This is a genomic window from Haloarcula regularis, assembly GCF_029338315.1.
GTDB lineage: Archaea > Halobacteriota > Halobacteria > Halobacteriales > Haloarculaceae > Haloarcula > Haloarcula regularis.
Map to the genome: position 1 here is coordinate 2038265 of NZ_CP119794.1, position 25277 is coordinate 2063541.

24 protein-coding genes and 2 pseudogenes are annotated in these 25277 nt (G+C 68.2%); 16 read left to right on the forward strand and 10 right to left on the reverse strand.

Features of this window, described 5'->3' with window-relative positions:
• The first annotated feature begins 47 nt into the window (after positions 1-47).
• Entirely contained in the window at positions 48-452 is a 405-nt protein-coding gene (locus tag P1N55_RS10965) for an Hsp20/alpha crystallin family protein (RefSeq protein WP_276275647.1), read from the forward strand.
• Positions 453-454: 2 nt separating this feature from the next.
• Positions 455-913 carry a peroxiredoxin gene (locus P1N55_RS10970; RefSeq protein ID WP_276275648.1) on the forward strand — a complete coding sequence of 153 codons (459 nt, stop codon included), beginning with the start codon at positions 455-457 and terminating at the stop codon, positions 911-913.
• Here the strand turns inward: P1N55_RS10970 and leuS are convergent, their stop codons facing one another.
• On the reverse strand, positions 914-3649 hold the full coding sequence (gene leuS, locus P1N55_RS10975) for a leucine--tRNA ligase (protein WP_276275649.1): 2736 nt from the start codon (positions 3647-3649) through the stop codon (positions 914-916). It abuts the gene before it with no gap.
• Between the two features lie 146 nt (positions 3650-3795).
• Between leuS and P1N55_RS10980 the strand changes: the two genes are divergently transcribed.
• A complete protein-coding gene (locus P1N55_RS10980; RefSeq protein ID WP_276275650.1) occupies positions 3796-4005 on the forward strand; it encodes a DUF7535 family protein in 210 nt (69 codons plus the stop codon).
• Here P1N55_RS10980 and P1N55_RS10985 read toward each other — a convergent pair.
• Positions 4002-4997 carry an ornithine cyclodeaminase family protein gene (locus P1N55_RS10985; protein ID WP_276275651.1) on the reverse strand — a complete coding sequence of 332 codons (996 nt, stop codon included), beginning with the start codon at positions 4995-4997 and terminating at the stop codon, positions 4002-4004. The genes P1N55_RS10980 and P1N55_RS10985 overlap by 4 nt on opposite strands.
• Positions 4998-5073: 76 nt before the next feature.
• Here P1N55_RS10985 and P1N55_RS10990 point away from each other — a divergent pair, with 76 nt between their 5' ends.
• Both P1N55_RS10990 and P1N55_RS10995 read left to right on the forward strand, forming a co-directional pair.
• Positions 5074-5919, forward strand: coding sequence for a hypothetical protein (locus P1N55_RS10990; RefSeq protein ID WP_276275652.1), 846 nt, complete (start codon positions 5074-5076; stop codon positions 5917-5919).
• Positions 5920-6165: 246 nt separating this feature from the next.
• Positions 6166-6378 carry a HalOD1 output domain-containing protein gene (locus tag P1N55_RS10995; protein WP_276275653.1) on the forward strand — a complete coding sequence of 71 codons (213 nt, stop codon included), beginning with the start codon at positions 6166-6168 and terminating at the stop codon, positions 6376-6378.
• 389 nt (positions 6379-6767) lie between these two features.
• On the opposite strand, the gene thsB is transcribed toward P1N55_RS10995, so the two are convergent.
• From thsB to P1N55_RS11010, 3 genes are all read right to left on the reverse strand, one after another.
• Complete coding sequence (gene thsB, locus P1N55_RS11000) at positions 6768-8453, reverse strand: thermosome subunit beta (protein WP_346429974.1); 1686 nt, start codon at positions 8451-8453, stop codon at positions 6768-6770.
• A 175-nt stretch (positions 8454-8628) separates the two neighbouring features.
• Positions 8629-9018 carry a DUF7383 domain-containing protein gene (locus P1N55_RS11005; RefSeq protein WP_276275654.1) on the reverse strand — a complete coding sequence of 130 codons (390 nt, stop codon included), beginning with the start codon at positions 9016-9018 and terminating at the stop codon, positions 8629-8631.
• Positions 9019-9090: 72 nt separating this feature from the next.
• A complete protein-coding gene (locus tag P1N55_RS11010; RefSeq protein WP_276275655.1) occupies positions 9091-9402 on the reverse strand; it encodes a hypothetical protein in 312 nt (103 codons plus the stop codon).
• Positions 9403-9517: 115 nt separating this feature from the next.
• On the opposite strand from P1N55_RS11010, the pseudogene P1N55_RS11015 reads away from it, so the two are divergent.
• A pseudogene (locus P1N55_RS11015) lies at positions 9518-11496 on the forward strand (DUF460 domain-containing protein).
• Positions 11497-11573: 77 nt separating this feature from the next.
• Positions 11574-12005, forward strand: coding sequence for a universal stress protein (locus P1N55_RS11020; RefSeq protein WP_276275656.1), 432 nt, complete (start codon positions 11574-11576; stop codon positions 12003-12005).
• A gap of 92 nt (positions 12006-12097) precedes the next feature.
• On the opposite strand, the gene P1N55_RS11025 is transcribed toward P1N55_RS11020, so the two are convergent.
• Positions 12098-12352, reverse strand: coding sequence for a DUF7470 family protein (locus tag P1N55_RS11025; RefSeq protein ID WP_276275657.1), 255 nt, complete (start codon positions 12350-12352; stop codon positions 12098-12100).
• Between the two features lie 47 nt (positions 12353-12399).
• The gene (locus P1N55_RS11030; RefSeq protein ID WP_276275658.1) at positions 12400-12813 is read right to left on the reverse strand and encodes an SCP2 sterol-binding domain-containing protein; all 414 of its coding nucleotides are present in this window, start codon (positions 12811-12813) and stop codon (positions 12400-12402) included.
• Positions 12814-12978: 165 nt separating this feature from the next.
• On the opposite strand from P1N55_RS11030, the gene eif1A reads away from it, so the two are divergent.
• The 5 genes and pseudogenes from eif1A (at position 12979) to P1N55_RS11055 (ending at position 18324) form a co-directional block, all read left to right on the forward strand.
• Positions 12979-13266: a translation initiation factor eIF-1A gene (gene eif1A / locus P1N55_RS11035; protein ID WP_276275659.1), complete on the forward strand. Its 288-nt coding sequence runs from the start codon at positions 12979-12981 to the stop codon at positions 13264-13266.
• Between the two features lie 43 nt (positions 13267-13309).
• Complete coding sequence (rio1, locus tag P1N55_RS11040; protein ID WP_276275660.1) at positions 13310-14248, forward strand: serine/threonine-protein kinase Rio1; 939 nt, start codon at positions 13310-13312, stop codon at positions 14246-14248.
• Positions 14249-14827: 579 nt separating this feature from the next.
• Positions 14828-16345, forward strand: coding sequence for an HTTM domain-containing protein (locus tag P1N55_RS11045; protein ID WP_276275661.1), 1518 nt, complete (start codon positions 14828-14830; stop codon positions 16343-16345).
• 103 nt (positions 16346-16448) lie between these two features.
• A pseudogene (locus tag P1N55_RS11050) lies at positions 16449-16996 on the forward strand (KH domain-containing protein).
• A gap of 332 nt (positions 16997-17328) precedes the next feature.
• Positions 17329-18324: an ATP-binding protein gene (locus P1N55_RS11055; RefSeq protein ID WP_346430030.1), complete on the forward strand. Its 996-nt coding sequence runs from the start codon at positions 17329-17331 to the stop codon at positions 18322-18324.
• 27 nt (positions 18325-18351) lie between these two features.
• Here the strand turns inward: P1N55_RS11055 and P1N55_RS11060 are convergent, their stop codons facing one another.
• A complete protein-coding gene (locus P1N55_RS11060) occupies positions 18352-18513 on the reverse strand; it encodes a hypothetical protein (protein WP_276275663.1) in 162 nt (53 codons plus the stop codon).
• A gap of 216 nt (positions 18514-18729) precedes the next feature.
• Between P1N55_RS11060 and thsA the strand changes: the two genes are divergently transcribed.
• Positions 18730-20415, forward strand: a complete 1686-nt coding sequence (gene thsA, locus P1N55_RS11065; protein ID WP_276275664.1) for a thermosome subunit alpha — start codon at positions 18730-18732, stop codon at positions 20413-20415.
• Positions 20416-20686: 271 nt separating this feature from the next.
• Here the strand turns inward: thsA and P1N55_RS11070 are convergent, their stop codons facing one another.
• Positions 20687-21220, reverse strand: a complete 534-nt coding sequence (locus tag P1N55_RS11070) for a DUF1349 domain-containing protein (RefSeq protein ID WP_276275665.1) — start codon at positions 21218-21220, stop codon at positions 20687-20689.
• Between the two features lie 271 nt (positions 21221-21491).
• Between P1N55_RS11070 and P1N55_RS11075 the strand changes: the two genes are divergently transcribed.
• Positions 21492-22496: an AI-2E family transporter gene (locus P1N55_RS11075; RefSeq protein WP_379689760.1), complete on the forward strand. Its 1005-nt coding sequence runs from the start codon at positions 21492-21494 to the stop codon at positions 22494-22496.
• A 21-nt stretch (positions 22497-22517) separates the two neighbouring features.
• On the opposite strand, the gene P1N55_RS11080 is transcribed toward P1N55_RS11075, so the two are convergent.
• A complete protein-coding gene (locus P1N55_RS11080; protein WP_276275666.1) occupies positions 22518-23300 on the reverse strand; it encodes a sulfurtransferase in 783 nt (260 codons plus the stop codon).
• A 247-nt stretch (positions 23301-23547) separates the two neighbouring features.
• Here P1N55_RS11080 and P1N55_RS11085 point away from each other — a divergent pair, with 247 nt between their 5' ends.
• Together P1N55_RS11085 and P1N55_RS11090 are read left to right on the forward strand one after the other, a co-directional pair.
• On the forward strand, positions 23548-24402 hold the full coding sequence (locus P1N55_RS11085) for a sulfurtransferase (protein ID WP_276275667.1): 855 nt from the start codon (positions 23548-23550) through the stop codon (positions 24400-24402).
• A gap of 243 nt (positions 24403-24645) precedes the next feature.
• Positions 24646-24930 carry a hypothetical protein gene (locus P1N55_RS11090; protein ID WP_276275668.1) on the forward strand — a complete coding sequence of 95 codons (285 nt, stop codon included), beginning with the start codon at positions 24646-24648 and terminating at the stop codon, positions 24928-24930.
• Positions 24931-25277 lie beyond the last annotated feature (347 nt).

Below are 25277 nucleotides of genomic sequence, written 5' to 3' on the forward strand. Positions count from 1 at the left end.
TGACAGTTCGTTCTAGAGTTAAGTCCACGGGCGACGTACGGTCGACCATGAGCGACAGAGACCCGCTCGGCGAGCTCGAGCGAGCGTTCGACCTCCTCAACGACCAGTTCGGGACCGGCCTGGCGGGCGTCCCGACGGACGTCGTCGACGAGGGCGAGGCGTTCGTCGTCCACGCCGACCTCCCGGGCTTCTCGAAAGACGACATCGAGGTCCAGCTCGCCGACGAACGGCAGCTCACCGTCAGCGCGACGGCGAGCGAGGACCACGAGAGCCGAGAGGGCACCTACGTCCAGCGCGAGCGCAGCAGACAGTCGGCCAGCCGGACGGTGGTTCTCCCGGAACCCGTCGACGAGTCGGCGACCAGCGCCACCTACGAGGACGGCGTGCTGACGGTCCGACTGACCAAGGCGACCCGGACCGACGACGGGGGGACAGACATCCCGGTGAGCTGACGATGGTGCTTCACCCCGGGACGACGGTCCCGACGATACGCGCACGCAACCAGTGGGGCGAGTCTGTCCGCCCGGACTTCCGGACGCCCACCGTGCTGTACTTCTATCCGGCGGACGACACCCCGGGCTGTACGACCGAGGCGACCCAGTTCAACGAGCGCTACGAGCGCTACGCCGAGGCCGGCGTCGAGGTGTACGGCGTCTCGACGGACACCGTCGACGACCACTGCGAGTTCGCCCAGGAACAGGACCTCTCGTTCGACCTGCTGGCCGACCCCGACGGCAACCTCGCCGCGGCGTTCGACGTCGATCTCGTCGACGGGCGCGCCCGGCGGACGACGTTCGTCATCGCCAGGGGACAGGTCGTCGGCGTCTACGAGGGCGTCCGGGCAGCGGGGCACGCCGCGGAGGTGCTACGTGACCTCCAGGAGGTCGGCCTGATCCAGCTGCGCGAGCCGTAGTCAGGCCTCGATGTCGATGCCCGGACGACCGGGCGCCGCCTTCGTCACCAGGTCGTCGTCGGCCTCCTCGGCCGACTGGACGACCACCTCGGCGTCGAACTCGCGCTCGACGAGCCAGGTGGCCCGCCGGAGCGCCGCCAGCTCGCCGGCCGGGTCGAGGTGCTCGTCCAGCGACTGGGCGCGACCCGCGATCTCCTTCGCGAAGTCGGCGGCCGCCTCGCCGTGCTGGCGCAGCTCCTCGTCCTGCATGACGGTCCCGACGACGTTGCCGTCCGCTTCTTTCGCGAGGTCGACCACGCGGTGCTTCCACCGCGGGGCGACGGCGAGTGTGATGCGCTGAGGGTCCTCGATGCCGACGGTGTCGACGATGTCCCGGACGTCCTCGCGGGTGTTCTCGACCAACCGGCGACCGATTTCGTAGTCGGCGGGCACCTCGCCGTCGGGCCAGTCGGCCGCCGCCAGCAGGCCGTCGTTGCCCAGCACGTCCCACACCTCCTCGGCGACGTGCGGGGCGACTGGCGCGAGGAGTTTCGCGGCGACGCGGATCCCACGTTCGAGCGTCGTGGCGTCGGGCGTCGTCGCGTCCTCGTAGCGCCGCAGCAAGGAGACCAGCTCGCGCAGCGCCTGCATCGCGTGGTTGAACCGGAACTGCTCGTACTCCTCGGTCGCCCGTGCGGCCGTCGCATCGATCTCGCGGGCCACGTAGTCTGCGATGTCACCACTAGACTCGTCGGTGGCGACGTCGCCCTCGGCGAACGCCTCGGCCAGCGTGTAGACGTTCTGGAGGAAGCTGTGGGCCGCCTGGACCTCCTCGGCGCTCCAGGCCAGTTCCTTCTCGGGCTGGGCGGCCTCCATGATGAACAGGCGGGCGGTGTCGGCCCCGTACTCGTCGACGATGCGCTGGGGAGAGACGCCGTTGCCGCGGCTCTTGGACATCTTGTGACCGTCCTCGCCCAGCACCATCCCCTGGTTCGTGAGGTTGGTGAACGGTTCGCGGGTGCCATCGAGCAGGTCGATGTCGTCGAGCACCTTCGTGAAGAAGCGGGCATAGAGCAGGTGCATCACGGCGTGTTCGATGCCGCCGACGTACTGGTCGACGGGCATCCAGTCGCTGGCCCGGTCGTGGTCGAACGGGGCGTCCTCGAGGTCCGGCGAGGTGTAGCGCAGGAAGTACCACGAGGAGTCGACGAACGTGTCCATCGTGTCCGTCTCGCGCTCGGCGGGGTCGCCACAGTCCGGACACTCGACGTGCTTCCACTCCTCGGCCGCGTCCAGCGGGTTGCCGGTGGTGTGGATGAACTCCGGCAGTTCGACGGGCAGGTCCTCGTCGGGGACTGGGACGTAGCCACAGTCGTCGCAGTGGACCATCGGGATGGGCGTGCCCCAGTAGCGCTGGCGGGAGATGCCCCAGTCGCGCAGGTTGTACTCGGTGCGGTGTTCGCCGTCGAACTCATCGACGAAGCGGTCGCGGGCCTCCTCGCTGGTCAGGCCGTCGAACTCGCCGCTGTCGACCAGCACACCGCCGGACTCGCCGTGCTCGTCCGACGAGCCCCCGACCTCGCTGAGGTCGAGGACGCCGTCGTCGGGGTAGGCCGCCTCCTGCACGTCGATCTCCTCGGGGTCGACGTCGGCTTCCTCGGTGGGTTCGACCACCTGCACGATGTCGATGTCGTGGTGCTCGGCGAACTCGTGGTCGCGTTCGTCGTGGGCCGGCACGGCGTAGAGCGCGCCCGTACCCACGTCGGTCAGGACGTAGTCGGCGACGTAGACGGGGATCTCCTCGCCCGTCGCGGGGTTGACGGCGTACTCGCCGGTGAAGACGCCGGAGGTGACGTCCAGGTCGTCCTCGTCGGCCGCTTCGGCCATTTCGATGTAGTCGGCGACCTCGTCGTTGTCAGCGGCGATTTCCTGGGCGACGGGATGGCCGGGGGCCAGCGAGAAGAAGGTGGCCCCGTAGATGGTGTCCAGGCGGGTCGTGAAGATGTCCACCTCGCCGTAGCCGGGAATCTCGAAGGCGACGCTCGCGCCCTCCTGGCGGCCGATCCAGTTGCGCTGCATCTCCCGGACGTTGTTGGGCCAGCCCTCCAGGTCGTCCAGGGCCTCGAGCAGCTCCTCGGCGTAGTCGGTGATGGTGAGGAACCACTGGTCCATCTCGCGGTGCTCGATGGGCGTGTCACACCGCCAGCACAGTTCCTCTTCGCCCTCTACTTGCTCGTCGGCCAGCACCGTCTCGCAGGAGGGACACCAGTTCAGTTCGGAGGCCTGGCGCTCGACCAGGCCGGCCTCGCGGAACTGCGTGAAGAGCCACTGGTTCCAGCGGTAGTACTCGGGTTCGCAGGTAGTGACCTCGCGCTCCCAGTCGTAGCCAAAGCCCATCTCGGCAAACTGGGCTTTCATCGAGTCGATGCACTGCATCGTCCACTCGCGGGGGTTGGTGTCCCGCTCCTCGGCGGCGTTCTCGGCGGGCAGGCCAAAGGAGTCCCAGCCCATCGGGTGGAGGACCGACTCGCCGCGCATCCGCTCGAAGCGGGCGAAGGCGTCGGTGATGGTGTAGTTCCGGACGTGGCCCATGTGGAGACTCCCCGAGGTGTACGGGAACATCGCCAGCACGTACTCGGGGTCCTCGGCGTCGTCGTCGATGCGGAACACGTCGGCCTCCTCCCAGGCGGCCTGCCAGGCGGGTTCGATCTCCGAGTGGTCGAACCCACGCTCGCGTTCCTCGCCAGTCGTGGTCATAGTAGGTTGGATTCGGACACCGAGATTGCTATACCTTTCCCTTCACGTGACCGACGGGTGCTGACGCGGAGCGATGCGACGCCACGCGTGCGGCCGTTCCTGACAGCGAGGGTAGCCTTATGCGGTCAGCGCGCCTAGTGGCAGGTATGGCTGAAAGTGACGAGTCGAGCGACTCGATACTGCCCGAACCGCTGCGGACGGTCACACCGCCCTCCAGAACCCACCCCGACCAGGACATGGACATCATCGGCTGGGGGATATTCCTCGGGTTGCTCGTCCTGCTGGTTCCACTGCTACCCTTCATCATCATCGTCTGGGTCATCTCGAAGGTCGTCGAGGCGCTGACGCCGACTTAGGCGAGGTCGGTGCCCACGAGAGAGAAGTCGAGTCCGTCCCCGGCCTCGCGGGCGTTCTCGTAGGCGACGTGTGCGGCCGCGACGTCCTGAATGGCCAGCCCCGTCGAGTCGAACAGGGTGATGCCGTCCCCGTCGGTCCGGCCCGCCAGGTCGCCGGCGACGATGGCGCCGAGTTCGCCGTAGATGTCGTCGTCCAAGAGCGTGCCCTCGCTCCAGGGGACGTTGATCTCGCCGGAGTGGGTGCACTGCTCGTAGTCGTCGATGACGAGTTTCGCGTCCAGCAGCGTCCGGTCGTCGTGCTCGTGTTTCCCCGCGGCGTCGGCGCCGATGGCGTTGACGTGGGTGTGCGCGCCCAGCCACTCGCGGTCGACGATGGGCGACTCGACGGGCGTTATCGTCGAGAGGACGTCACAGCCCGCGGCGTCCTCGATGCTGCCCGCGCGCACGTCGAACCGGTCGGCGAAGTGGTCGACGAACGCCCGCTGTTTCTCCTCGCTCCGGTCGGCGACGACCACCGTCTCGATGTCCCTGACGGCGGCGATGGCCTCCAGCTGGGTGTAGGACTGAACGCCCGCCCCCACGAGGCCTAGCGACGTCGCGTCCGGGACCGCAAGGTGGTCGGTGGCGACGGCGGCGGCCGCGCCGGTCCGCAAGCGAGTGAGGACGGTCCCGTCCATCACCGCGAGCGGGAACGCCGTCTCGGGGTCCGAGTAGATGAGCGTCCCGAGCACCGTCGGCAGGTCGTGGTCGCTGGGGTTGTCCGTGTGGACGTTGACCCACTTGACCGCCGCGGCGTCCCACCCGTCGGCGTTCACGTAGGCCGGCATCGACCGGAAGTCGCCGTTGTACTGTGGCAGGTCGATGTAGGACTTGGCGGGCATGATGGTGTGTCCGCGCGCGTCGGCCGCGAACGCGGCCTCGACGGCGTCGACGACCGCTGGCAGGTCGGCGTGTGTTTCGACCGCGTCGGGACCGAGCAACAGCGTCTGCATACCCGACGGTGGGTCGTCGGCCCACTTATACCCCACTCGCCAGTGGCGTTTTATCGCGTCGGGCCGTGGCCCGCGTATGGACGCGGCCGTCCGTACCGCCGTACTCGCGCTCTGCCTGGTCACGGCCGGGTGCACCGGGTTCGTCGGGAGCGACCCGGGCAGGTCGGAGACGGTGACGCCGGCACCGGTGCCCGAATCGCCGCCCGCGGTCCTCGCCCCCGGCCTCTCCGAGGCGGGGGTACGCGACGTGGACACCCTCGTGCGGGCCCACGTCTCCGGCCTCTCGAACACCTCCTACACCGTCGAGCACCGCCGGACGGTCGACGGCGCGGACGGGACGCGACAGGTCGACCAGACGACCCGCGCCGAGATCAGCGCCGGGTACCAGTCCTACACTGCGGTCCGGACCATCACGGGCCCGGCAGTCACCGACCAGGTGATCCGAACCCGCTCCGAGGACCGCCGCGCCATCCAGTGGATACTGGGCGACGGGACCAACAGCAGCAGAATCATCTCCGACGGGCGCGGCATCGGCGCGCCGCCGCTCCCGCCCCGCGAAGCCCTGTTCTTCGAGCCGACCTACCACTCGCGCATCAGGGCGCTCTTGCTCGGCGCGAACGTGACCGCCGTCGTTCCGGTCCGTGTGGACGACGGCGAGGCGCGCGGGCCACGTCGCTACCGGGTCCACGCGAACGGCGCGGCCGACCGGTCCCAGTTCCCGGTCGACGCCGCCGACCGGGTCGGCGACGTCAGTTTCACCGCCACGGTGACGTCGTCGGGTGTCGTCCAGTCGTACGACCTCCAGTACACCGTCGTCCGCAACGGCAGCACGCTCCGCGTGACAGAGTCGCTTCGCTACACCGACCTGGGCGTCACGACCGTCGAGACGGACGCTGTCGGACCGAACGGGACCGGCGAGTGAGAGTCCCCGGGCGGGCCCGGCTGTGGTGAGACTCCGGGTGAAACGTTTTGCTCTCGCTGGTGGAAGAGTATCGTACGGTCGAATCGAGACCGAGTACGGCAATCGACGGCGGCAGTGGAGCGCCGGGGCGCACGTACCCCGCGCCGAACGCGTGAGCCACCCCGGCTCGCGAGAGCGGACGTCCGCCGACGCCAGGAACCAGTGACACTAATGAAAAACACCGATGCGCCCGGTCGAACGCGGACGATGAGCGAACAGATAGTCAGGGCAGTTGCAGACAACAGGGGCGTCGACCCCCGCGACCTGGAAGCGTCGCTGTACAGCGCCATCAACCCGGACGCCCTCGATGCGCTCTTTGCTCGCGCTTCCGGCGAGTCCACCGTGCAGCGCCTCCAGTTCCACTATCTCGGTCACGCCGTCACCGTCGAGGGCGACGGCACCGTCACGGTGACCGACTGACGCCGGCGCCGTCGCTGACGAGAGGCGTCTCGGCGACCGGAGAACGAAACGCGTCGGAGAGAGGGAGAGTGGTAGTCAGCGAGCGGTGCGTTGGTCGACGGGGAGAGCTGGCATCCGCGGCCGGAGGCCGCGGTTCTCGGAATCGCCGCGGGCGAGGTCGCAAAGCGACCTCGAATGCGAACGGCGAAGCCGTGAGCACGGCGATTCCGCCTTTTTCCCCACGTTTTTGCCCGAACGAGCGCCGCTTCGCGGCGCGAGTGAGGTGCAAACAGTGGGCTCACCTCGCGGGTCACTGCTCACGGGCCGTTCGGCTCGTTCGCTTTCGAGGCGCTCCGCGCCTCGCATTCCCCGCTCGGTATCGAGGTTCTTCGCGTTGGTCAGAACCTCGCTTACATCATGCCGCCCATGCCGCCGCCCATACCGCCCATGCCGCCACCCATGCCGCCGCCCATACCGCCGGGGCCGCCCTCGTCCTCGTCGCCTTCGGTCGAGAGGTCGCCCGCGGCGATGATGTCGTCGATCTTGAGCACCAGGTTCGCGGCCTCGGCGGCCGAGGAGATGGCCTGGCGCTTGGCGTGTTCGGGTTCGACGACGCCGGCCTCAAGCGTGTCCTCGACCTCGCCGGAGAAGACGTTCAGACCGGCGCTGACCTCGCCGCTCTCGTGGGCCGCACGCAGGTCGACAAGCGTGTCGATGCTGTCGATCCCGGCGTTCTCGGCGAGGGTGCGCGGGATGATCTCGAGCGCGTCGGCGAAGGCCTCGACGGCGAGCTGCTCGCGGCCCTCGACGGAGTCGGCGTAGTCACGCAGGCGCCGGGCGACCTCGACCTCGGGGGCGCCCCCGCCACCGAGGACCTTCCCGTTGGCGACGGTGGAGGTGACGACGTCCATCGCGTCCTCGACGCCGCGCTCGAGCTCGTCGACGACGTGCTCGGTGGAGCCACGGAGCAGGAGCGTGACGCCGTGGGCGTCCTCGCCGGTGCCCTCGATGTAGAACAGGCCCTGCTTCTCGTCGCGAGTGACCGTGCCGTGGCCGAGGTCGGCCTCGCTTGCGGTGTCCAGGTCGGAGACGACGCTGGCGTCGAGCACCTCCTTGAGGAACTCGATGTCGGACTTCTTGGCGCGCTTGATGGCCAGGATGCCCTTCTGGGCGAGGTAGTGCTGGGCCATGTCGTCGATGTTCTTCTGACAGAGCAGGACGTTGGCGCCGGTGGCCTCGACTTTCTCGACCATGTCGCGCAGCTGCTTTTCCTCCTGGTCGAGGAAGGTCTGCAGCTGGTCGGGGCTGTCGACGGAGAGCTGGGCGTCGACCTCGGTGTCGTCGAGCTCGATGGCCGTGTCCATCAGGAGGACCTTCGCGTCCTCGACCGCCGTGGGCATCTCCTCGTGGACGGGGTCCTTGTCGATGACGGCGCCCTCCAGGAGTTCGGAGTTGCCGGCCGAGCGGCCGGTCTGGGTCTCGATGTCGAGGTACTCGAGGTCGGCGACGACGCTGCCGTCCTCGGCCTCGACGGTGACGGCCTGGACCGCGTCGACGATGAGCTGGGCAAGGAGGCCCTTGTTGAGCTCGGCGCCCTTGCCGGTCATGGAGGTCTCGGCGACCTTCTTCAGCAGTTCCTCGTCGTCGCGGTCGACGTCGGTGGCGATCTCGGCGAGCGCGGACTTGGCCTCGGCGGCGGCCATGTCGAACCCGCTGATGATGGCCGACGGGTGGATGTCCTGCTCTAAGAGGTCCTCGGCGTTCTTCAGGAGCTCGCCGGCGATGGCGACGGCGGAGGTGGTGCCGTCACCGGCCTCGTCCTCCTGTGTCTCGGCGACCTCGACGATCATCGAGGCCGTCGGGTTGTCGATGTCCATCTCCCGGAGGATGGTGACGCCGTCGTTCGTGACGGTTACGTCGCCAAGCGAGGAGACGAGCATCTTGTCCATGCCCTTCGGTCCGAGCGTCGACCGGACCGACTCGGCGACCGCACGGGCGGCCGAGATGTTGTGTTCCTGTGCAGACTTGTCTTTCATCCGCTGGGCGTCTTCGCCCAGGATGATCATCGGCTGGCCCTGCATCTGGCGCTGACTCATAATCAGTCGAGAGATTGCATGTGGTTCTATATAAATGTGGGGGTTACGGTCGGGCGACCGGACGGCCGACCGGCGTCAGCGAGCGCCGAGAACCACCGTACTGCGACGGATAGCCGGCGTTCGTGTGGTACGCCGTAGCACGTTATCCCGACAGACCGTGGGAGTCTTTATATATTCACTCGACCGGTTCGCGCCAGTTGACGATGACAGTGCCCACGACGAACGCGTCGTCGCCGTCGGTGTTCCGACGGAACTGGAGGGTGTTCTCGCCCTCTCTGAGGTGATCGACTGCGAGCGTATCCATCCAGTACTGCCACCGGTCGCCCGTCGCGATGTCGAACCCGGAGAGCGCGGCCCCGTTGACCAGGATGTCGTGGCCGTAGTCGCCGACGTCGAACACCTGCATCTCGACGTAGGCGTCGCGCGGGTCGGCCGTCGGCACCTCGAAGATCCGTTCGTCGGACGCGTCGCCGGTGAACTCGGCCCACGGCACGTCCAGCGAGTCCGCCGACGGACCGAGATGTTGCTGGAACGCACAGCGCGCATAGTTGGCACGGTAGGGCATACTCGACGTGTCGGACGGGGAATACATAAACGAGACCCCCGACGGGGTGCGGCGGCGACGGGCAGCGACGAGTCAGGACTCGCCGCGACGGAACCGGGCGATTAGTAACGTCCCGACCCGGGCGAGGACGTACAGCGCGGCCGTCGCAACGGTGAGCGCGACGACGGCCGGCCAGAGCAACTCGACTCGGGTGACCAGCTCGTATACCAGGCGCAGCTGCTCGATCCGGGTCGCCCGTAGCACGGTGGCCAGGACCGAGAGGCCGACAGTCAGGAGCACGGCGACGGCCAGCCAGAACGCGAGGATGCCCGCGAGTACGGCCGCCTCGGAGAGCGCCCAGCGGAGGCGATCCCCGACGGTGCCGGTGAGCTGTGAGGGTGCCATATCCGGTGATCGAACCGCCGGCAAAAAAGGGCCGGTGCACGCTCAAAGGCTGGTTGCAGCGACGCCGGGGCCGTGCGGAAACGGATTTATTAGCGCGTACGACCTACGCCTGTGCGTGAACCGCACGGCAGCGCTCGACGCCGTCGTCTTCGGGGTCGACATCCAGAGCGGTGACGTCCGCGGGGACGCCCCCTCCTACGCGCTGGTGACGTTCGACGGCGAGCACGTCGAGCGGGACGTCGTCTCGCGACGGAAACTGCGACGGAAGATAGAGAGCGACGAACCGGCCATCGTCGCGACGGACAACATGTACGAACTGGCCGCCGACAAGGACCAGTTAATCCACTTTCTCGGGTCGCTCCCCGACGGGACGAAACTGGTGCAGGTGACTGGCGACGAGCGGCCCGAACCGCTCTCGCGGGTGGCCAAACGCCACGGCGTCCCCTACGGCAAGGACCCGATGGAGGAGGCAGAGGCCGCCGCCCGGCTCGCGGCCGCCAGCGTCGGCCAGGAGGTGTCCGCGTTCACCGACACGACCGAGGTGAAGGTCTCACGGGGCCGCTCGACCGGCAAGGGCGGGTGGTCCGAGGACCGCTACACGCGACGCATCCACGGCTCCGTGAAGAAGCGCGCCCGCGAGGTCGAGTCCGAGCTCGACGGGGCGGGCCTGGCGTACGAACGCGACGTGACCGAGAAGTACGGCGGCTTCGCGAACGCTGTCTTCCACGTCGAGGCCCGCCCGCAGGACATCCCCGTCTCGACCGAGCGCTCGGGCGACGTCCGCATCGAGATCGAGCGCATGCGACGGGACGGCATCGAGTTCCGGCCGCTCGCGAAGCGCCGCGACCACGTCGTCGTCGGCGTCGACCCCGGAACGACGACGGCCGTCGCCGTCGTCAGCCTTGACGGCAGCGTGCTCGACGTCGCCTCCTCGCGGACCAACGACACGGCCGAGGTCACCGAGTGGATCATCGAACACGGTCGGCCCGTCGTCGTCGCCGCCGACGTGACGCCGATGCCCGAGACCGTCGAGAAGCTCCGCCGGTCGTTCAGCGCCGCCGGGTGGGAGCCCGAGCGGGACCTGCCGGTCGACGAGAAGAAACACCGGACCCGGGAGCACGCCTACGACAACGACCACGAGCGGGACGCGATGGCCGCGGCACTCTATGCCTTCGACGCCCACGAGAGCCAGTTCGACCGCGTGGCCGAGAAGGTCCCGCCCCAGCACGAAGTGGGCCGCGTCGTCGCCCGCGTCGTCGCCGGCGAGGAGTCCGTCGAGAGCGTCCTGCGGGACCTCGAGGGCGACGAGGAGGCCGAACCCGAACAGTCCGAACACGAGCCCCGCGACTGACCGCCGAGGAGAAGAAGATAAAGCGCCTGGAGGCCCGCACCCGGCGCCTCGAGTCGAAGGTCGAGGACCTCAAAGCGACCGTCAAGCGCAAGGACGAGCAACTCGACGAGAAGGACCGTCAGCTGGAGAAGGCCCGCAGCGAGGGCCGCCGGGAGGTGCGCAAGGACCGCGAGGTCACCCGCCTCAAGCGGCGCAACGAGGCCCTCGAACGCCAGGTCGAGGACGAGCAGGAGAAACGCGAGGCCTTAGAGGACAAACTGGAGCGCCTGAAGTCGCTGTGGAAGCTCGACCACTCGAACTTCGCCGACGTCTCGGAAAAACAGGAGGGGCTGGTCCCGGTGAAGGTCGTCGCGCAGTTCACCCGCGACGCCATCGAGGACGCCGACGAGCGCTTCGGCCTCGCCCGGGACGACATCGTCTTGCTCCGGGACGCCTCGGGAGCGGGGCGATCGACCGCCCGGCGCCTCGCCGACGTCGACCCCCGCGTCGTCCTGCGCAACGGGAACCTCTCGGACGCCGCCGACGAGGTGCTCTTCGAGAACGAGGTGCCCGTCGCCCCCGCCGAGATGGTCACCGTCCAGGTGGTCGACGAGCTGGCCATCGCCCGCGAGCGGGAGGTCGAGGCGGCCGTCGCCGACTGGGAGCGCCGCGCCGAGGAGCGCAAGAAGGAACGCAAGACCGAGATGGTCGACCAGATAATCAGTGAACATCGCGCCGACCGCCCGGCCAGCGGCGAGAACTGACCCCGACGCGCGACGGGCCGGTCGGATGCCGGTATCCGCCGGTGCTTACTTGTCGTCACGTGGTGACACGGCACACGATGTACGATCAGGTACTGTTCCCGACCGACGGGAGCGACGGTGCCGACGCGGCAGCAGACGTGGCGTTCGCCCTCGCGGGCCGGTTCGACGCGCCGGTCCACGCGCTGTACGTCGTCGACGAGCGGTTCGTGGCCGACGAGTTCGACGCCCCCGTCGAGGCGGCCGAGCGCGAGGCGGCGGCCGCCCTGGAGGCGGCGAGCGATCGCGGTACGGAACACGGGGTCTCCGTCGAGAAGCACCTTCGCCGGGGTGTCCCCCACGAGGAGATACTCGACGCCGTCGACGACTACGCCGCCGACCTTGTGGTGATGGGGACCCACGGCCGGACCGGCCTCGACCGGTTCCGGCACGTCGGCAGCGTCACCGAACGCGTCGTCCGGTCGGCGACGGTCGAAGTCCACACCGTCCCTGCCGACCGGGACGACGGGTGAGGTATGCCGCGAGCGAGACGGAGTTCGTGTCGTGCCACTCGGTTCCAGCGACCGACGGCTTCGAGGAGCCGGGGTCCATGCCTACCCTGTGTTCACATGCCGCCCATGCCGCCGCCGCCCATGCCGCCGCCGCCCATACCGCCACCGCCCATGCCGCCACCGCCCAGACCGCCGAGGCCGAACGCGCCCAGCAGGCTGGTGACGAGGCCGTAGACGATGAGGCCGACGCCGCCGACGACCAGCGCGAGGCCCGCAGCGAGGATCAGGTTCTGCCAGGCGACGAGGCTGATGCCGCCCAGCAGGACGACGACTCCGGTGAGACCGACCGCGCCGAGTTTGTCGAGCATGTCTCCCAACGGTCGGCGTGGCACCAAAAGCCCCGCGGTCCCGCCGCTCAGTGGGCGAACTCGGTGTCGACGTTCTGTGCCGCCGTGATCATCTCGGCGACGGCGTCCTGGCGGCGCAGCAGGGTCATCGTGTTGCCCTCCACGTCGAAGGTGCCGTCCATCACGGCCTCGGAGACGTCGAGCTCCCCCCGGAGCAGCGCCGCCCAGGCGCCGTAGGGGCCACGGAGCGCGAAATCGTAGTCGGCACCGTCCGCGGCCACTCGCGCACCCGTGCACGTCCCGTCGTCGAGGGCGACGGTGAACGCTATCGGCTCCCCGTCGTAGCGGTCGTCGTCGGATATCTCGAAGCAGAAGGTGGCGTCGAACCCCTCGGCGGCCGCGGCGAACGCCTCGCGGTCGTTGATTCGCTCGCGCCAGGCGGCGACCCAGTCTCCGGCGTCGGTCGGCAACGTGTACGTCATTGTTGAGGGAGTGGGCCGGTCGGACCTTGGGTTTTGTCACTTCGATGTAGGCGGAGGCCGGCGCTATCGGGCCGCGACGGGCGAGCAACGCTTGCCCTCGCTGCTGGCCTCTCGGCCCGGGCGAACCTCGCAGAAACTAAACCTCCCGGGGTCGAACTGCCTGGTATGAGCGACAACGACGGCCGAAAGGACCTGCGGATGCCCGACGACAGCGAGGTGTTCGCTGTCGTGACAGACATGCTCGGCGCGAACCGCGTGAAGGTACGCTGTATGGACGGCGTCGAACGGACGGCCCGGATTCCCGGCAAGATGCAGAAACGCATCTGGATACGGGAAGACGACGTGGTGCTCGTCGAGCCGTGGGACTGGCAAGACGAGAAGGCAGACATCACGTGGCGCTACGAGAAGCAGGAGGCAGACCAGCTGCGCGAGGAGGGACACATCCAGGAGTAACTCCACTGATGGCCCGCGCCCACGCGCCGACGGAGGTCGAGCCGTGACCGACAGCGAGGCGGACTTCGGCCTGCTCGACACCGAGGAGGCCGACGCCCCCGGCGACGAGTGGGAGGAACTCGACGTCTCCGACACGGAGGCCGACCGCATCGCCCGCAAGCGGGACCGCGAGTTCAGCGAGTTCCGCAAGCGAATCAAGGACGCGGACCAGTTCAAGGTCGAGGCCAGCGTCTTCGACGACGCTACCTACGGCGCGCTCTACAAGTTAGTCCAGGACGGCCACATCGACGCCTTCGGCGGCCCCATCTCGACGGGCAAGGAGGCCAACGTCTACACCGCCCTCTCGGGCGACCACGAGGTGGCGGTGAAGGTCTACCGCATCAACGCCTCCGACTTCAAGGACATGCGGGGCTACCTCGACGGCGACCCCCGATTCGAGGGCATCGGCTCGGACAAGAAGAAGGTCGTCACCGCGTGGGTCCGCAAGGAGTCCTCGAACCTCAAGCGAGCCCGCCGCGCGGGCGTCCGGACGCCCGAACCCATCGCCGTCGAGCGCAACGTCCTCGTGATGGAGTATCTGGGCACCGAGGAGGGGCGGGCCAAGCGCCTGAGCGAGGTCCACATCGAGAACCCCGAGACCGCCTACGAGGTCGTCAAGGAGTACATGCGACGGCTCTACGACGCCGGCCTGGTCCACGGCGACCTCTCGGAGTACAACGTCGTCTTCCACGAGGGGCAACTCTATATTATCGACCTCGGACAGGCCGTCACCGTCTATCACCCGAACGCCGAGGAGTTCTTAGAGCGGGACTGTCGGAACGTTGCCAACTTCTTCGCCCGGCAGGGCGTCGACACCACGCCCGACGACCTCCTCGCGTACGTGCGCGAGTACGCCACCCCGCGGGACGACGAGGACACCGCGCCAGGCAGCGACGACGACGCGGTGCCACAGGGGACGCCCGCCGACCGCGACGAGGAGTAGACGGTGTTTGGTTAAGAGAGGATAGCCGCAAAAAGCCAGAAAGCCCCCGCGCTCTCAGCGTTGGTTCGCGGGCAGCGAGGCGGCTCTGCCGCCTCGACTTCGCGGCGCGTAGCGCCGCGCAAGGCCCGCTCACCAAGACGTGGGACCGCAGGTCCCACGCGGCCCGCGGCTCGCTACGCTCCTCGTTCGTTTTACTCACTGCGGTGCTTACGTCGCCGGGGTTCGCTGAGAGCGCGGCCTCTGCTCACGGGCACTGCGTGCCCGTTCGCACGGCCCGAGGGACCTCTGGTCCCTCGCTGCCTTTCATCCCACCCATGCCGGCTGACCATCCAGCGTCGGGTGGGACTGAAAGGGGCGGCTGACTGAACGACGGCGGACGACGTCGCCGAAAGACGCGACGCGTCTTTCGAACCACCCCCGAGTTCAGCCAGGGCGAGACCGAAGGTCTCGCGGGCAATCGGGCGCGAAGCGCCCGATGACAGCCGGGGCTTTCTGGCTCTCTGAACCGGTTGCTGCTAAAGTAAACACTACTGAGGAGGAGGGCCAAAGCCCTAAGGCCGGGTCCTGTCGACACCATGTATGGCCACGTGGCGACGCCACCTCCCGTCGGGGGTCCGGGCCGGCATCCGCGAGCGGGTCGCCATCGACGCGCGGGCACTGGGCGTCTTTCGCATCCTCTTCGGGACGCTGCTCGTCGTCGACGTCCTCCTGCGAGCGCGCGACCTGGGGGCACACTACAGCGACAGCGGGGTGTTCCCGCGTCCGGCCGCGATTCGCCTCTACGACCCGCTCTCCGTACACCTGGCCGTGGGCGACGGGCCGGCACTCGCCGTCCTCTTTGCCCTCCAGGCGCTCGTGGCCGTCGTCTTCCTCGTCGGCTACCGGACCCGGTTGGCGACGCTCGCGACGTGGATGCTCTGGCTCTCCCTGCACGCCCGGTTGCCACTGGTGCTCAACGGCGGCGACACCCTCCTGCGAATGTCGCTGTTCTGGTCGCTGTTCGTCCCCCTTGGGGCGCGCTTCTCCGTCGACGCCCTCCACCGCGAGGCCCCGCCCGAGACGGTCAGTTCGCTGGGGACCGCCGCGCTGCTCGGCCAGGTCCTGTTCATGTACGGCACCAACGTCGCGCTCAAGCACATGGGCGTCGTCTGGCGAGCGGGCGACGGCCTGACCTACGCTCTCCAGCTGGGCCACTTCACGACGCCGTTCGGGGAGCTGTTGAGTACGGTCCCGCTGATGACGACGGCGCTGGGCTACGCGGTGTACGTCCTGTGGACCCTCTCGCCCGGCCTGGTCCTGCTGACCCGGTGGAAGCGGGCCGCGCTCGCGGCGGCGTTTATCTCGATGCACGTCGGGATGGCCCTCTCGATGCACCTCGGCCTGTTCCCGCTCGTCGTCGTCACGACGGTGCTCCTCTTTCTCCCGCCGGCGGTCTGGGACCGCCTGCTCCCGGCCGACCGGGTCGAGCGTGCGCGGGTGCGATTACGGTCGGCCGGCGCTACGGCGTGGGCCCGCGGGCTGTATCCGACCGTCTCGCCGCCCGAGCGATTCGACAGCGTGCGCCGAACGCTCCGCGTACTGGCCGCCGTCGTCATCGTCGTCTCGGTGCTGTTCGTCGGCCTCTACAACGTACAGGTGCTGACGAACCGGGCCGACGTGGGCCCGCAGGACACGGTGCCGGAACCGCTCGAGACGTACGGCGAGACGGCGTCGCTGACCCAGCACTGGACGATGTTCGCGCCCGACCCCCTGCGCGAGACGGGGTGGTACCGCCTGCCCGGCCACCTCGAGAACGGGACCACCGTGGACGTCGCCCGCGGCGGGCCGGTCACCGAGGAACGGCCACCTGCCCTGGCAGACGACCTGGCGGCCCAGTACCCCAACCAGCGCTGGCGCAAGTACGTGAGCAACCTGCTCGAACCCGGCTACGGCGACGAGCGGCGCCTGTTTCTCGAGTACCACTGCAACCGGTGGAACCGGCACCACGCCGTCGACCTCGAGCGCGTCGAGCTCGAGTACGTCACCTTGCGGACGACGAAGACGGGGACGGTCAGGCAGGGTACCACCCAGCTGGCCGGCCACCGGTGTGAGGCCTGAGCGTGGTCGAGAGCCAGCGCCTGCCGAACTCGCTCGACGAGCTTCGTCCGACCCCGACGCCGAAGTTTTAAACAGGCTGAGCGCCCTACGAGGACGTATACGTATGCAACACGTGAAGATTCCGCAGGACCGCATCGGCGTGCTCATCGGCGAGGGCGGTGAGACGATGCGCGAGATAGAGGAGCGAGCGGAGGTGCGTCTCGACATCGACTCCGAGGACGGGTCGGTGAAAGTCGAGTCCGTCGGCGACCCCGTGACGGGGCTGAAGGGCCCGGACATCGTGAAGGCCATCGGCCGCGGCTTCGCGCCGGAGGACGCCCTGGCACTGCTCGAAGACGACATGATGATGTTCGAGGTCATCGACATCGAGGCGGCCTCCCGGAACAAGAACGACCTCCGGCGCCACAAGGGCCGACTCATCGGCGAGGGCGGCCGCACCCGGGAGCTGATGCAGGACTGTCCGGCGCGGCCGTCGTCATCTACGGGTCGACGCTCTCGATCATCGGCGGGCCCGAACAGGTCGACGCCGTCCGGGAGGCCGTCGAGATGCTGCTCGACGGCGCGCCCCACGGGTCGGTCTACTCGTTCCTAGAGCGCAAGCACAACGAGATGAAACACAAGGAACTGGAGTACCACCAGTTCACCGGGTGAGCGGGCGTCACCGCTTTCGCCGGCGCCCTGCCACGCGAGCAGCGGCCTGTTCCTAACTGAGTAGGTACACCGCACTGGGCCGAGCAGCCGGTACGTGGAGATACGATGAGCGAAGTGACCTACGAGGAACGCGACGAGACGGGAATTCTGCGGACCGACGCCGACGGTGAGTGGCTCTCGACCACCGCCGTCGCCGTCCTCGATGACTGGATCTGACCGGCGTAACATATAACGCCGCAGGCGGTCAACTACGCTGGAGTACAACCGTGTCTAACGATTCCGACGGGCCAGCGGGGACCGACGGCGAGGCCGGCCAGACCGTCGACGAGGTGATGGACCGACTCGAGGAGGTTCGTGCCGCCGAGCAAGCGCGCTCCGAAGACCCCACCGAGGGCGTCCTGCTCGACCAGTTGCAGGAGGTCGAAGAGCGGCTGCTTGCCTTCGGCGAGGCGCTCGGGGGCGACATCGCGGACGTCACCGACCTCCCGTTCACCGAGGAGGCGGGGCTCGACCACATGCCGGAGCCGCTCTACGTCCGCCACGACACGGAGATGCTGAACCAGGTCACCTCCTGGCTCCTCCAGGACCAGCACATCGGGCTGGTGAGCCCCTACGGGACCGGGAAGTCGGCGTTCCGCGAGATCGTCCTGCGTGACCTCTCGAAACACGACGACTTCATCGTCACGCACCTGGACAACCCCCGCGAGACCACTGCCCGCCAGCTCTACCGGACGGTGCTGACGGCGGCGTACGCGGCGGGCTACTCCGTCGACCCGTCGAACTACTCGCAGGTCCGCAACGGCATCCCGTGGGCCACCGCCGACACCAAGGCGGCCGTCCACGAGGTGATGCGCCGTATCCGGACGGACGACAAGACGCTGTTGCTCGTCGTCGACGAGATTGAGGTGCTCGAGGTCGACCTGCTCTCGCCGCTGCAGGTCGCCGGGGACGCCGGTGTCCGCCTGTTCCTGACCGGGACCCCCGAGGGCAAGCGCCGGGTCGCCGAGATCCGCGGGACGCTGGACTCCCGGCTGCGGTACTACGAGCACATCGACCCGTTCAGTCCCGACGACATCGCGGAGTACATCGCCCGGTCGTTCGCGTACTTCCGGGACGAACCCTACCAGGGCGAGGCCCCGGACCTGTTCACCCGGGGGGCCATCGAGGACATCCACGAGCACACCGAGGGCAACCCCCGCGAGGTCCGCATCGACTGTCGGGAACTGTTTACACGCGCGGCATTCGTCTGGTACCGGACGGGCCAGCCGGTCGAGCGCATCCAGATAACCCCCGAGTTGCGCGAACGCCGGTTCGGGATGGGGTACTGAAAACCGGCGGGCCCGCCGTCGTCCCGCTCAGACGCGGGTGACGAACTCGACCGCCGCCGACCCACACTGTCCACAGGTCGGGTCCGTGGACCCGGCCTCGACCAAGAACACCGCGTCGCAGTCGTCACAGCGGTACTTCTCGGCCGACTCGGTCCCGAACAGGTCGGTGATGCTCTCGAGCACGCCCATCGGTGTCCTCCCGGCGGGGGTTCGGCCGGACGGAACACAAAGCCGCCCGATAGTGCACGCTTACCCGCTTGCAGGCTGCGTGCACGTGCATTTAAACCCACCACGACACCTACTGTCACACCTCGGCGAGTGGGGGACTGCCCGACGATGCACCGACTGGCACCAAAACAGTTATATAGAATCACATTCAATCATCGTCTGACTATGGCTCAACAGATGGGTAATCAGCCCATGATCGTACTCTCGGAGGACTCCCAGCGCACCTCCGGCAAGGACGCACAGTCCATGAACATCACGGCCGGGACGGCCGTGGCGGAGGCCGTTCGGACCACACTCGGTCCGAAGGGCATGGACAAGATGCTCGTCGACAACTCCGGGTCGGTCGTCGTCACGAACGACGGCGTCACCATCTTAGACGAGATGGACATCGAGCACCCGGCGGCCAACATGATCGTCGAGGTCGCCCAGACCCAGGAGGACGAGGTCGGGGACGGCACGACGACGGCCGTCGTCATCGCCGGTGAACTGCTCTCGAAGGCCGAGGAACTACTGGACCAGGACATCCACGCCACCATCCTGGCCCAGGGGTACCGCCAGGCCGCCGAGAAGGCAAAGGAGATCCTCGAGGAGAACGCCATCGACGTCGACCCCGAGGACACCGAGACCCTCACGAAGGTCGCCGGCACTGCGATGACCGGCAAGGGCGCCGAGTCCTCCAAGGACGTTCTCTCCGAGCTCGTCGTCCGCGCGGTCCAGTCCGTCGCCGACGAGGACGGCACCGTCGACACCGACAACATCCAGATCGAGACCGTCGTCGGTGGCGCCACCGACGAGTCCGAGCTGGTCGAGGGCGTCATCGTGGACAAGGAGCGCGTCCACGACAACATGCCCTTCGCCGTCGAGGACGCCAACATCGCCCTGCTGGACACGCCCATCGAGGTCCCCGAGACCGAGCTGGACACCGAGGTCAACGTCACCGACCCCGACCAGCTCCAGCAGTTCCTCGACCAGGAGGAGCAACAGCTCAAAGAGTACGTCGACTACCTCGTCGACGCCGGCGCCGACGTCGTCTTCTGCCAGAAGGGCATCGACGACATGGCCCAGCACTACCTCGCCCAGGAGGGCATCCTGGCCGTGCGCCGCGCCAAGAAGTCCGAGCTCGAGGCCCTCTCGCGCTCGACCGGCGCCCGCATCATCTCGAACATCAAGGACGTCGAGGCCGACGACCTCGGCTTCGCCGGTTCCGTCGCCCAGAAGGACATCGCGGGCGACGAGCGCATCTTCGTCGAGGACGTCGAGGACGCCAAGGCCGTCACGATGATCCTCCGCGGTGGCACCGAACACGTCGTCGACGAGGTCGAGCGCGCCATCGAGGACTCGCTCGGCGTCGTCGCCGCCACGCTGGAGGACGGCAAGGTTCTGCCCGGCGGCGGTGCCCCCGAGACCCAGCTCGCGCTGGGCCTGCGTGACTACGCCGACTCCGTCGGTGGGCGCGAGCAGCTCGCCGTCGAGGCGTTCGCCGACGCCATCGACGTCATCCCGCGCACGCTCGCCGAGAACGCGGGTCACGACCCCATCGACTCGCTGGTCGACCTGCGCAGCAAGCACGACGGCGGTGCCGTCACCTCCGGTCTCGACGCCTACACCGGCGAAGTCGTCGACATGGAGGAAGACGGCGTCGTCGAACCGCTGCGCGTCAAGACGCAGGCCATCGAGTCCGCCACCGAGGCGGCCGTCATGATCCTCCGCATCGACGACGTCATCGCTGCCGGCGACCTCAAGGGTGGCCAGGGCGACGATGACGACGACGAAGGCGGCGCACCCGGCGGCCCCGGCGGTATGGGCGGCGGCATGGGTGGCGGCATGGGCGGTATGGGCGGCGGCATGGGCGGCATGATGTAAGCGAGGTTCTGACCAACGCGAAGAACCTCGATACCGAGCGGGGAATGCGAGGCGCGGAGCGCCTCGAAAGCGAACGAGCCGAACGGCCCGTGAGCAGTGACCTGCGAGGAGAGCCCACTGTTTGCACCTCACTCGCGCCGCGAAGCGGCGCGGTGGTCGCTCGCCGCGGTTGAATCGGCGGCTTCGCCGCCGAATGCTTTCCCGTCCTGCCTTCCGCCGTCTCGCACCGCTCGCGGCCCGACTTCTCTCTTCGTTTCCAAACCACGAGTCCCTACTGTTCGACGGTGAACTCCTCGAAGACGGCCTCGAAGCCGTCGCCCTGTGGCGCCGCGGCCATCGGCCCGACCTGCAGGGTGTCGGCGTCGCTCAGGTAGCCCTGGCGAATCATCGCGTAGTCGTCGCCGTCCAGCGAGTAGGACACCTCGAGGGTCGCGCCGATCCGCTCGACGCGGACCCACACCGACCCGGGGTCTTCCTCGAGCGGCAGGACCGACCAGTCCGAGTAGTCACGCGTGAGGACGGCGCTGGCCTGCTGGACGCCGTCGAGGACCTCGACGCCGCACTTCAGCCAGTGGGTCTCGCTCTCGCGGACCATCAGCCCCACCTGGTCGTACTGGTCGTCGTAGTCACCGGCCACCCGGACCGTCGCGGTGAAGTCGCCGTCGACCACCCGGTAGTAGAAGGGGGCGTCGTCGGCGATGAAGTCGTGGCGCGTGACGCGCCAGCAGTCGGTGTCACCGGGAACGGTCAGTCGGACCTCGTCGTCGGTCGCCGCCCACGTCTCGGGTTCGTTGTCCCACTGCATGTGGAGTAGGTCACCCGGCCGGGGCAAGAACGCTGGGGTCGGTCCCGCGGTACGATGTAATCAGAGGATTCCGAGCGTGAACAGCCAGAAAGCCCCGCGTTCACGACTCGAGGACCCGGTGTCGTTCGAGAGAGCGAAGCGCTCTCGTGATGAGGAAACACCGGGGATCTTTCGAACCACGCTCCCCGCCCGCCGGGCTGCGGTCCGTACATCCCCCCACGACAGGTGAACGACCGGGAACGCTTTTCTCCCACCCGGCTGAACGTCCCCTGTGCGAGATTCCAGACGGCCCGTCCTGCTGGCGACGTTGCTCGCGGGCGCATTGCTGCTGGCGATGGCGATGCTCTCGAGCGTGCTGGCGACCATCTTCTTTGCCATCACCGTCGCCTACGTCCTCTATCCGCTATCGGGGTGGCTCGTCGATCTGGGCCTCTCGAAGCGACTCGCGGCCGCGGTGGCGACGGCCGTCGCCTTCGGCGCCGGGACGGCCATCGCCGTCCCGCTCGGTGCAGTGGTCTACCTCCGCCGGCGCGACCTCTTTGCGTTCTTCCGGCAGCTGCCCGACACCGTGACCCTGGAGGTCGGTGGGATGGTCTACGTCCTGGAAGTGGAGGCCGCGCTGGGCAGTGCCAGGGGAGCACTGACGGACGCCGCCGTCGAGCTCGCCGCCGAAGCCCCGGTGCTCGCGCTGAAGGTGGTCCTCTTTACGATCCTCGTCTATGCCATCCTCTGGCGGCCGACGGCGCCGCGCGAGGAGATATTCCGGATGGTCCCGCCCGCGTACCACGACGTCTTGCACCGACTCCACGAGCGGTTGCGCTCGACGCTGTACGCCATCTACGTCCTGCAGGCGGCCACAGCCTTCGGCACGTTCATGGTCGCCTGGGTGTTCTTTGCGGTGCTGGGCCTGCCGGGTGCGTTCGCGCTGGCGGTGCTCGCCGGCATCCTCCAGTTCGTGCCCATCGTCGGCCCGAGCATCGTCGTCGTGGCCATCGGCGTCGCCCAGGCCATCGCCGGCGACGTGATCGGCGCCGTCCTGCTTGTCGTCTTCGGCCTGGTCGTCATCGGGTTCATGCCCGATGCGGTCATCCGCCCGCGCCTGGCGCGGTACACGACGGGCATGCCCACGAGCCTCTACTTCGTCGGGTTCGTCGGTGGCCTGCTCTCGCTGGGCGCCGTCGGGTTCATCGCCGGCCCCGTCATCATCGGCTTGCTGGTGGAACTGCTCGACATCCTCACCGACGAGCAGGTCGCGAACCAGCACCGGGGCGCCTGACGGCCTCTCGCCGTCGGCCGGTCACTCCGAGACGAGCGGACGGTCCTGGGCCTCCCACTCGGTGAGGCTGCCCTCGTAGAAGGCGACGTCCTCGAAGCCGAGGTGCCGGAGGACGACGTAGGTGTGGCTGATGCGCCGGGCGGTGTTGCAGTAGAGGACGACGCGCTTCTCGGGGACGACGCCGACAGATTCGAGCACCGCGAGCGCCGCCTCGCGGGGCAGGACGCCGCGGGTCTCGTCAGCGACCAGGTCCCGCCAGTCGAGCAGGACGGCCCCGGGGATGTGACCCGCGTCGTACTCAGAGGCGTCGCGGGTGTCGACCAGCACGGCGTCGGGGTCGTCGACGGCCGCGGCGACGTCGTCGGCACCGACGAGCGGGGTGGTCTCGGGTTGCTCGACGGCGTACTCGGTCGGGTCGACGTCCGGGGTCTCGCCCGTGGTCTCGTGGGCCTGCTGCCAGCTGGAGAAGTCGCCGTCGAGCAGGTGCAGGCGGTCGGGGTCGTGGCCCAGTAGCTCGGCGGTGACGAGGAACCGGGCGGCGAAGACGCCGTGGTGGTCGTCGTAAGCCAGCACCTCGCTCTCGCGGCCGATACCGGCCGCAGAGAGGATGGCCGCCCAGTCATCCGTCGTGGGCAACAGTCCCTCTGTGCCCCCGTCGTCGGCCGCGCGAAAGTCGTCGAACGGGACGTTCACCGCACCGGGCAGGTGGCCGAGGCCGTCGTACTCCCAGGCGTCGCGGACGTCGACGACCCGGAGGTCACCGAGGCGGTCCGCGACCCACTCGGCGGAGACGATGTCGGTCATTGTCCGCGTGTACCCGCTCGTCCCGCTTGAAAACTCCCATCCCGGTCGGTCGAAGACCGTGGCAACATTCGCCCGTAGTTCTGCATCGCGAGGACGTCGGCCACCTCCCGCCTCCGACCACCGCGACATGCCGTCCCATGGAACTGTCGCCCGATTGAGGCAACATCTGCCGTCAGGGGGTACGAGTGGCCGAACCTGCCGAAAGTCGTAGTAATATATGACCGGGAGCCTAGTACTCGAGTGCATTATGACCGATTACGCTAACGACGTGCTCGTCTCGGCCGACTGGGTCAGCGAGCGACTGGACGAGTTCCAGAGCGACGATCCCGCCCACCGACTGGTCGAGGTGGACGTCGACACGGAGCTGTACGACGAGAGCCACGCCCCCGGCGCCATCGGCTGGAACTGGGAGACAGATCTGCAGGACCAGACCACCCGCGACATCCTCACGAAGGCGGACTTCGAGGCACTACTGGGCGAGGCCGGCATCACCGAGGACTCCACCGTCGTCCTGTACGGCGACAACTCCAACTGGTTCGCCGCCTACACCTACTGGCAGTTCAAGTACTACGGCCACGACGACGTCAAGCTGCTCGACGGCGGCCGCGAGTACTGGGTCGAAAACGACTACGAGCTGACCGACGAGGTACCGGCGTTCCCCGCCCAGGAGTACACCGCCGCCGGGCCACGCGAGTCCATCCGCGCGTACCGCGAGGACGTCGAGAACGCCATCGAGCGCGGCGTCCCGCTGGTCGACGTCCGCTCGCCCGAGGAGTTCTCCGGCGAGATCCTCGCACCGCCCGGACTCCAGGAGACCGCCCAGCGCGGCGGCCACATCCCCGGCGCCCGCAACATCTCGTGGGCGGCCGTGACCAACGACGACGGCACGTTCAAGAGCTACGACGAACTGCAGGAACTCTACGCCGAGGAGGGCATCGACGGCGAGTCGACGACCGTCGCCTACTGCCGCATCGGCGAGCGCTCCTCGGTCGCCTGGTTCGCGCTCCACGAGCTGCTGGGCTACGAGGACGCCATCAACTACGACGGCTCCTGGACCGAGTGGGGCAACCTGGTCGGCGCGCCCATCGAGAAGGGTAACTGAGCCGCCGAGCGTCGCGAGGGCTGACCGGCCGGAAGATCGCGAATTGCGAACGGGCGGTCACCCGTGAACGGTTCAGCGCGAGGCCGTAGGTACCGTCTCGCAGCGAAGGGCAGCCGAGCGGGGGGATTCGTTTGTTTCGCAGCCCGTGCGAGCACCCGAGTGGCCACGCCGTCGGCGTCTGGGCCCCAACGCCGTGACTCGCACCCGGGACACATTCAAGACGGGGGCCGCCGAGACACAGACGTGGACCGGAGTGCACTCGAGCGCGAGCTCGAAGCGACGTTCGACGCCGGCGGGGACGCGGTCACCGTCGTCGCCCGGCAGGCCCGTGATCTCGCGGACTCGGGCCGGTTCGACGCGGACTTCGACGCCGAGTTGACCGTCGAGGACGTCGTCGAGAACCTCGAGGACGCCCCCGAAGGGTACAGCCTGGCCGAGCGATGGAACTGGTGGCTCGGCGCGCTAGAGGTCTCTCACGGGGGGTACACGGAGTTCGGCGTCCGTCAGGACCGCGAGCGACACTCCTGACGGGCGCGGGCAACTGAAAACCGGCTGTCGGTCCCGGTCGACCGGGACCGACAGTGTCGACGCCAGCCGTTAGAATACCGAGAGTCGGTGGGACTCCCGAGCGTGTTCGAGAAGCGCCTCCGTCGTCTCGAACTGCTCACCACAGGAACACGTGTGATACGTAGTCGTCGGAGTCTGCTGGCGTGTCGCCATACAGAGTAATGTTTCTGCTGGAGTATAATAATTGTTTGTGGACGTTTGGTAGCAATACACAACCGGCGTGGTACCGAAACCCAACGTCGGGACGCCGGTCGAGCGAGACGGACGGCTGCGGCGCTGAAGCGGTGCGCGACGCGCGCTCGGGCCGC

Excerpts from the sequence above, each read along its gene's own strand:
- P1N55_RS11030 (WP_276275658.1), bottom strand. The coding sequence starts at position 12,813 with ATGACGTACACGTTGCCGACCGACGCCGGAGACTGGGTCGCCGCCTGG.
- leuS (WP_276275649.1), bottom strand. The coding sequence starts at position 3,649 with ATGACCACGACTGGCGAGGAACGCGAGCGTGGGTTCGACCACTCGGAG.
- P1N55_RS11025 (WP_276275657.1), bottom strand. The coding sequence starts at position 12,352 with ATGCTCGACAAACTCGGCGCGGTCGGTCTCACCGGAGTCGTCGTCCTG.
- P1N55_RS11070 (WP_276275665.1), bottom strand. The coding sequence starts at position 21,220 with ATGCAGTGGGACAACGAACCCGAGACGTGGGCGGCGACCGACGACGAG.
- P1N55_RS10990 (WP_276275652.1), top strand. The coding sequence starts at position 5,074 with ATGGACGCGGCCGTCCGTACCGCCGTACTCGCGCTCTGCCTGGTCACG.
- P1N55_RS11055 (WP_346430030.1), top strand. The coding sequence starts at position 17,329 with ATGGACCGACTCGAGGAGGTTCGTGCCGCCGAGCAAGCGCGCTCCGAA.
- P1N55_RS11080 (WP_276275666.1), bottom strand. The coding sequence starts at position 23,300 with ATGACCGACATCGTCTCCGCCGAGTGGGTCGCGGACCGCCTCGGTGAC.
- P1N55_RS10985 (WP_276275651.1), bottom strand. The coding sequence starts at position 4,997 with ATGCAGACGCTGTTGCTCGGTCCCGACGCGGTCGAAACACACGCCGAC.
- P1N55_RS10980 (WP_276275650.1), top strand. The coding sequence starts at position 3,796 with ATGGCTGAAAGTGACGAGTCGAGCGACTCGATACTGCCCGAACCGCTG.
- P1N55_RS11020 (WP_276275656.1), top strand. The coding sequence starts at position 11,574 with ATGTACGATCAGGTACTGTTCCCGACCGACGGGAGCGACGGTGCCGAC.
- thsB (WP_346429974.1), bottom strand. The coding sequence starts at position 8,453 with ATGAGTCAGCGCCAGATGCAGGGCCAGCCGATGATCATCCTGGGCGAA.
- thsA (WP_276275664.1), top strand. The coding sequence starts at position 18,730 with ATGGGTAATCAGCCCATGATCGTACTCTCGGAGGACTCCCAGCGCACC.
- P1N55_RS11060 (WP_276275663.1), bottom strand. The coding sequence starts at position 18,513 with ATGGGCGTGCTCGAGAGCATCACCGACCTGTTCGGGACCGAGTCGGCC.
- P1N55_RS10995 (WP_276275653.1), top strand. The coding sequence starts at position 6,166 with ATGAGCGAACAGATAGTCAGGGCAGTTGCAGACAACAGGGGCGTCGAC.
- P1N55_RS11005 (WP_276275654.1), bottom strand. The coding sequence starts at position 9,018 with ATGCCCTACCGTGCCAACTATGCGCGCTGTGCGTTCCAGCAACATCTC.
- P1N55_RS11085 (WP_276275667.1), top strand. The coding sequence starts at position 23,548 with ATGACCGATTACGCTAACGACGTGCTCGTCTCGGCCGACTGGGTCAGC.
- P1N55_RS11045 (WP_276275661.1), top strand. The coding sequence starts at position 14,828 with ATGGCCACGTGGCGACGCCACCTCCCGTCGGGGGTCCGGGCCGGCATC.
- P1N55_RS10970 (WP_276275648.1), top strand. The coding sequence starts at position 455 with ATGGTGCTTCACCCCGGGACGACGGTCCCGACGATACGCGCACGCAAC.
- P1N55_RS11010 (WP_276275655.1), bottom strand. The coding sequence starts at position 9,402 with ATGGCACCCTCACAGCTCACCGGCACCGTCGGGGATCGCCTCCGCTGG.
- P1N55_RS10965 (WP_276275647.1), top strand. The coding sequence starts at position 48 with ATGAGCGACAGAGACCCGCTCGGCGAGCTCGAGCGAGCGTTCGACCTC.
- eif1A (WP_276275659.1), top strand. The coding sequence starts at position 12,979 with ATGAGCGACAACGACGGCCGAAAGGACCTGCGGATGCCCGACGACAGC.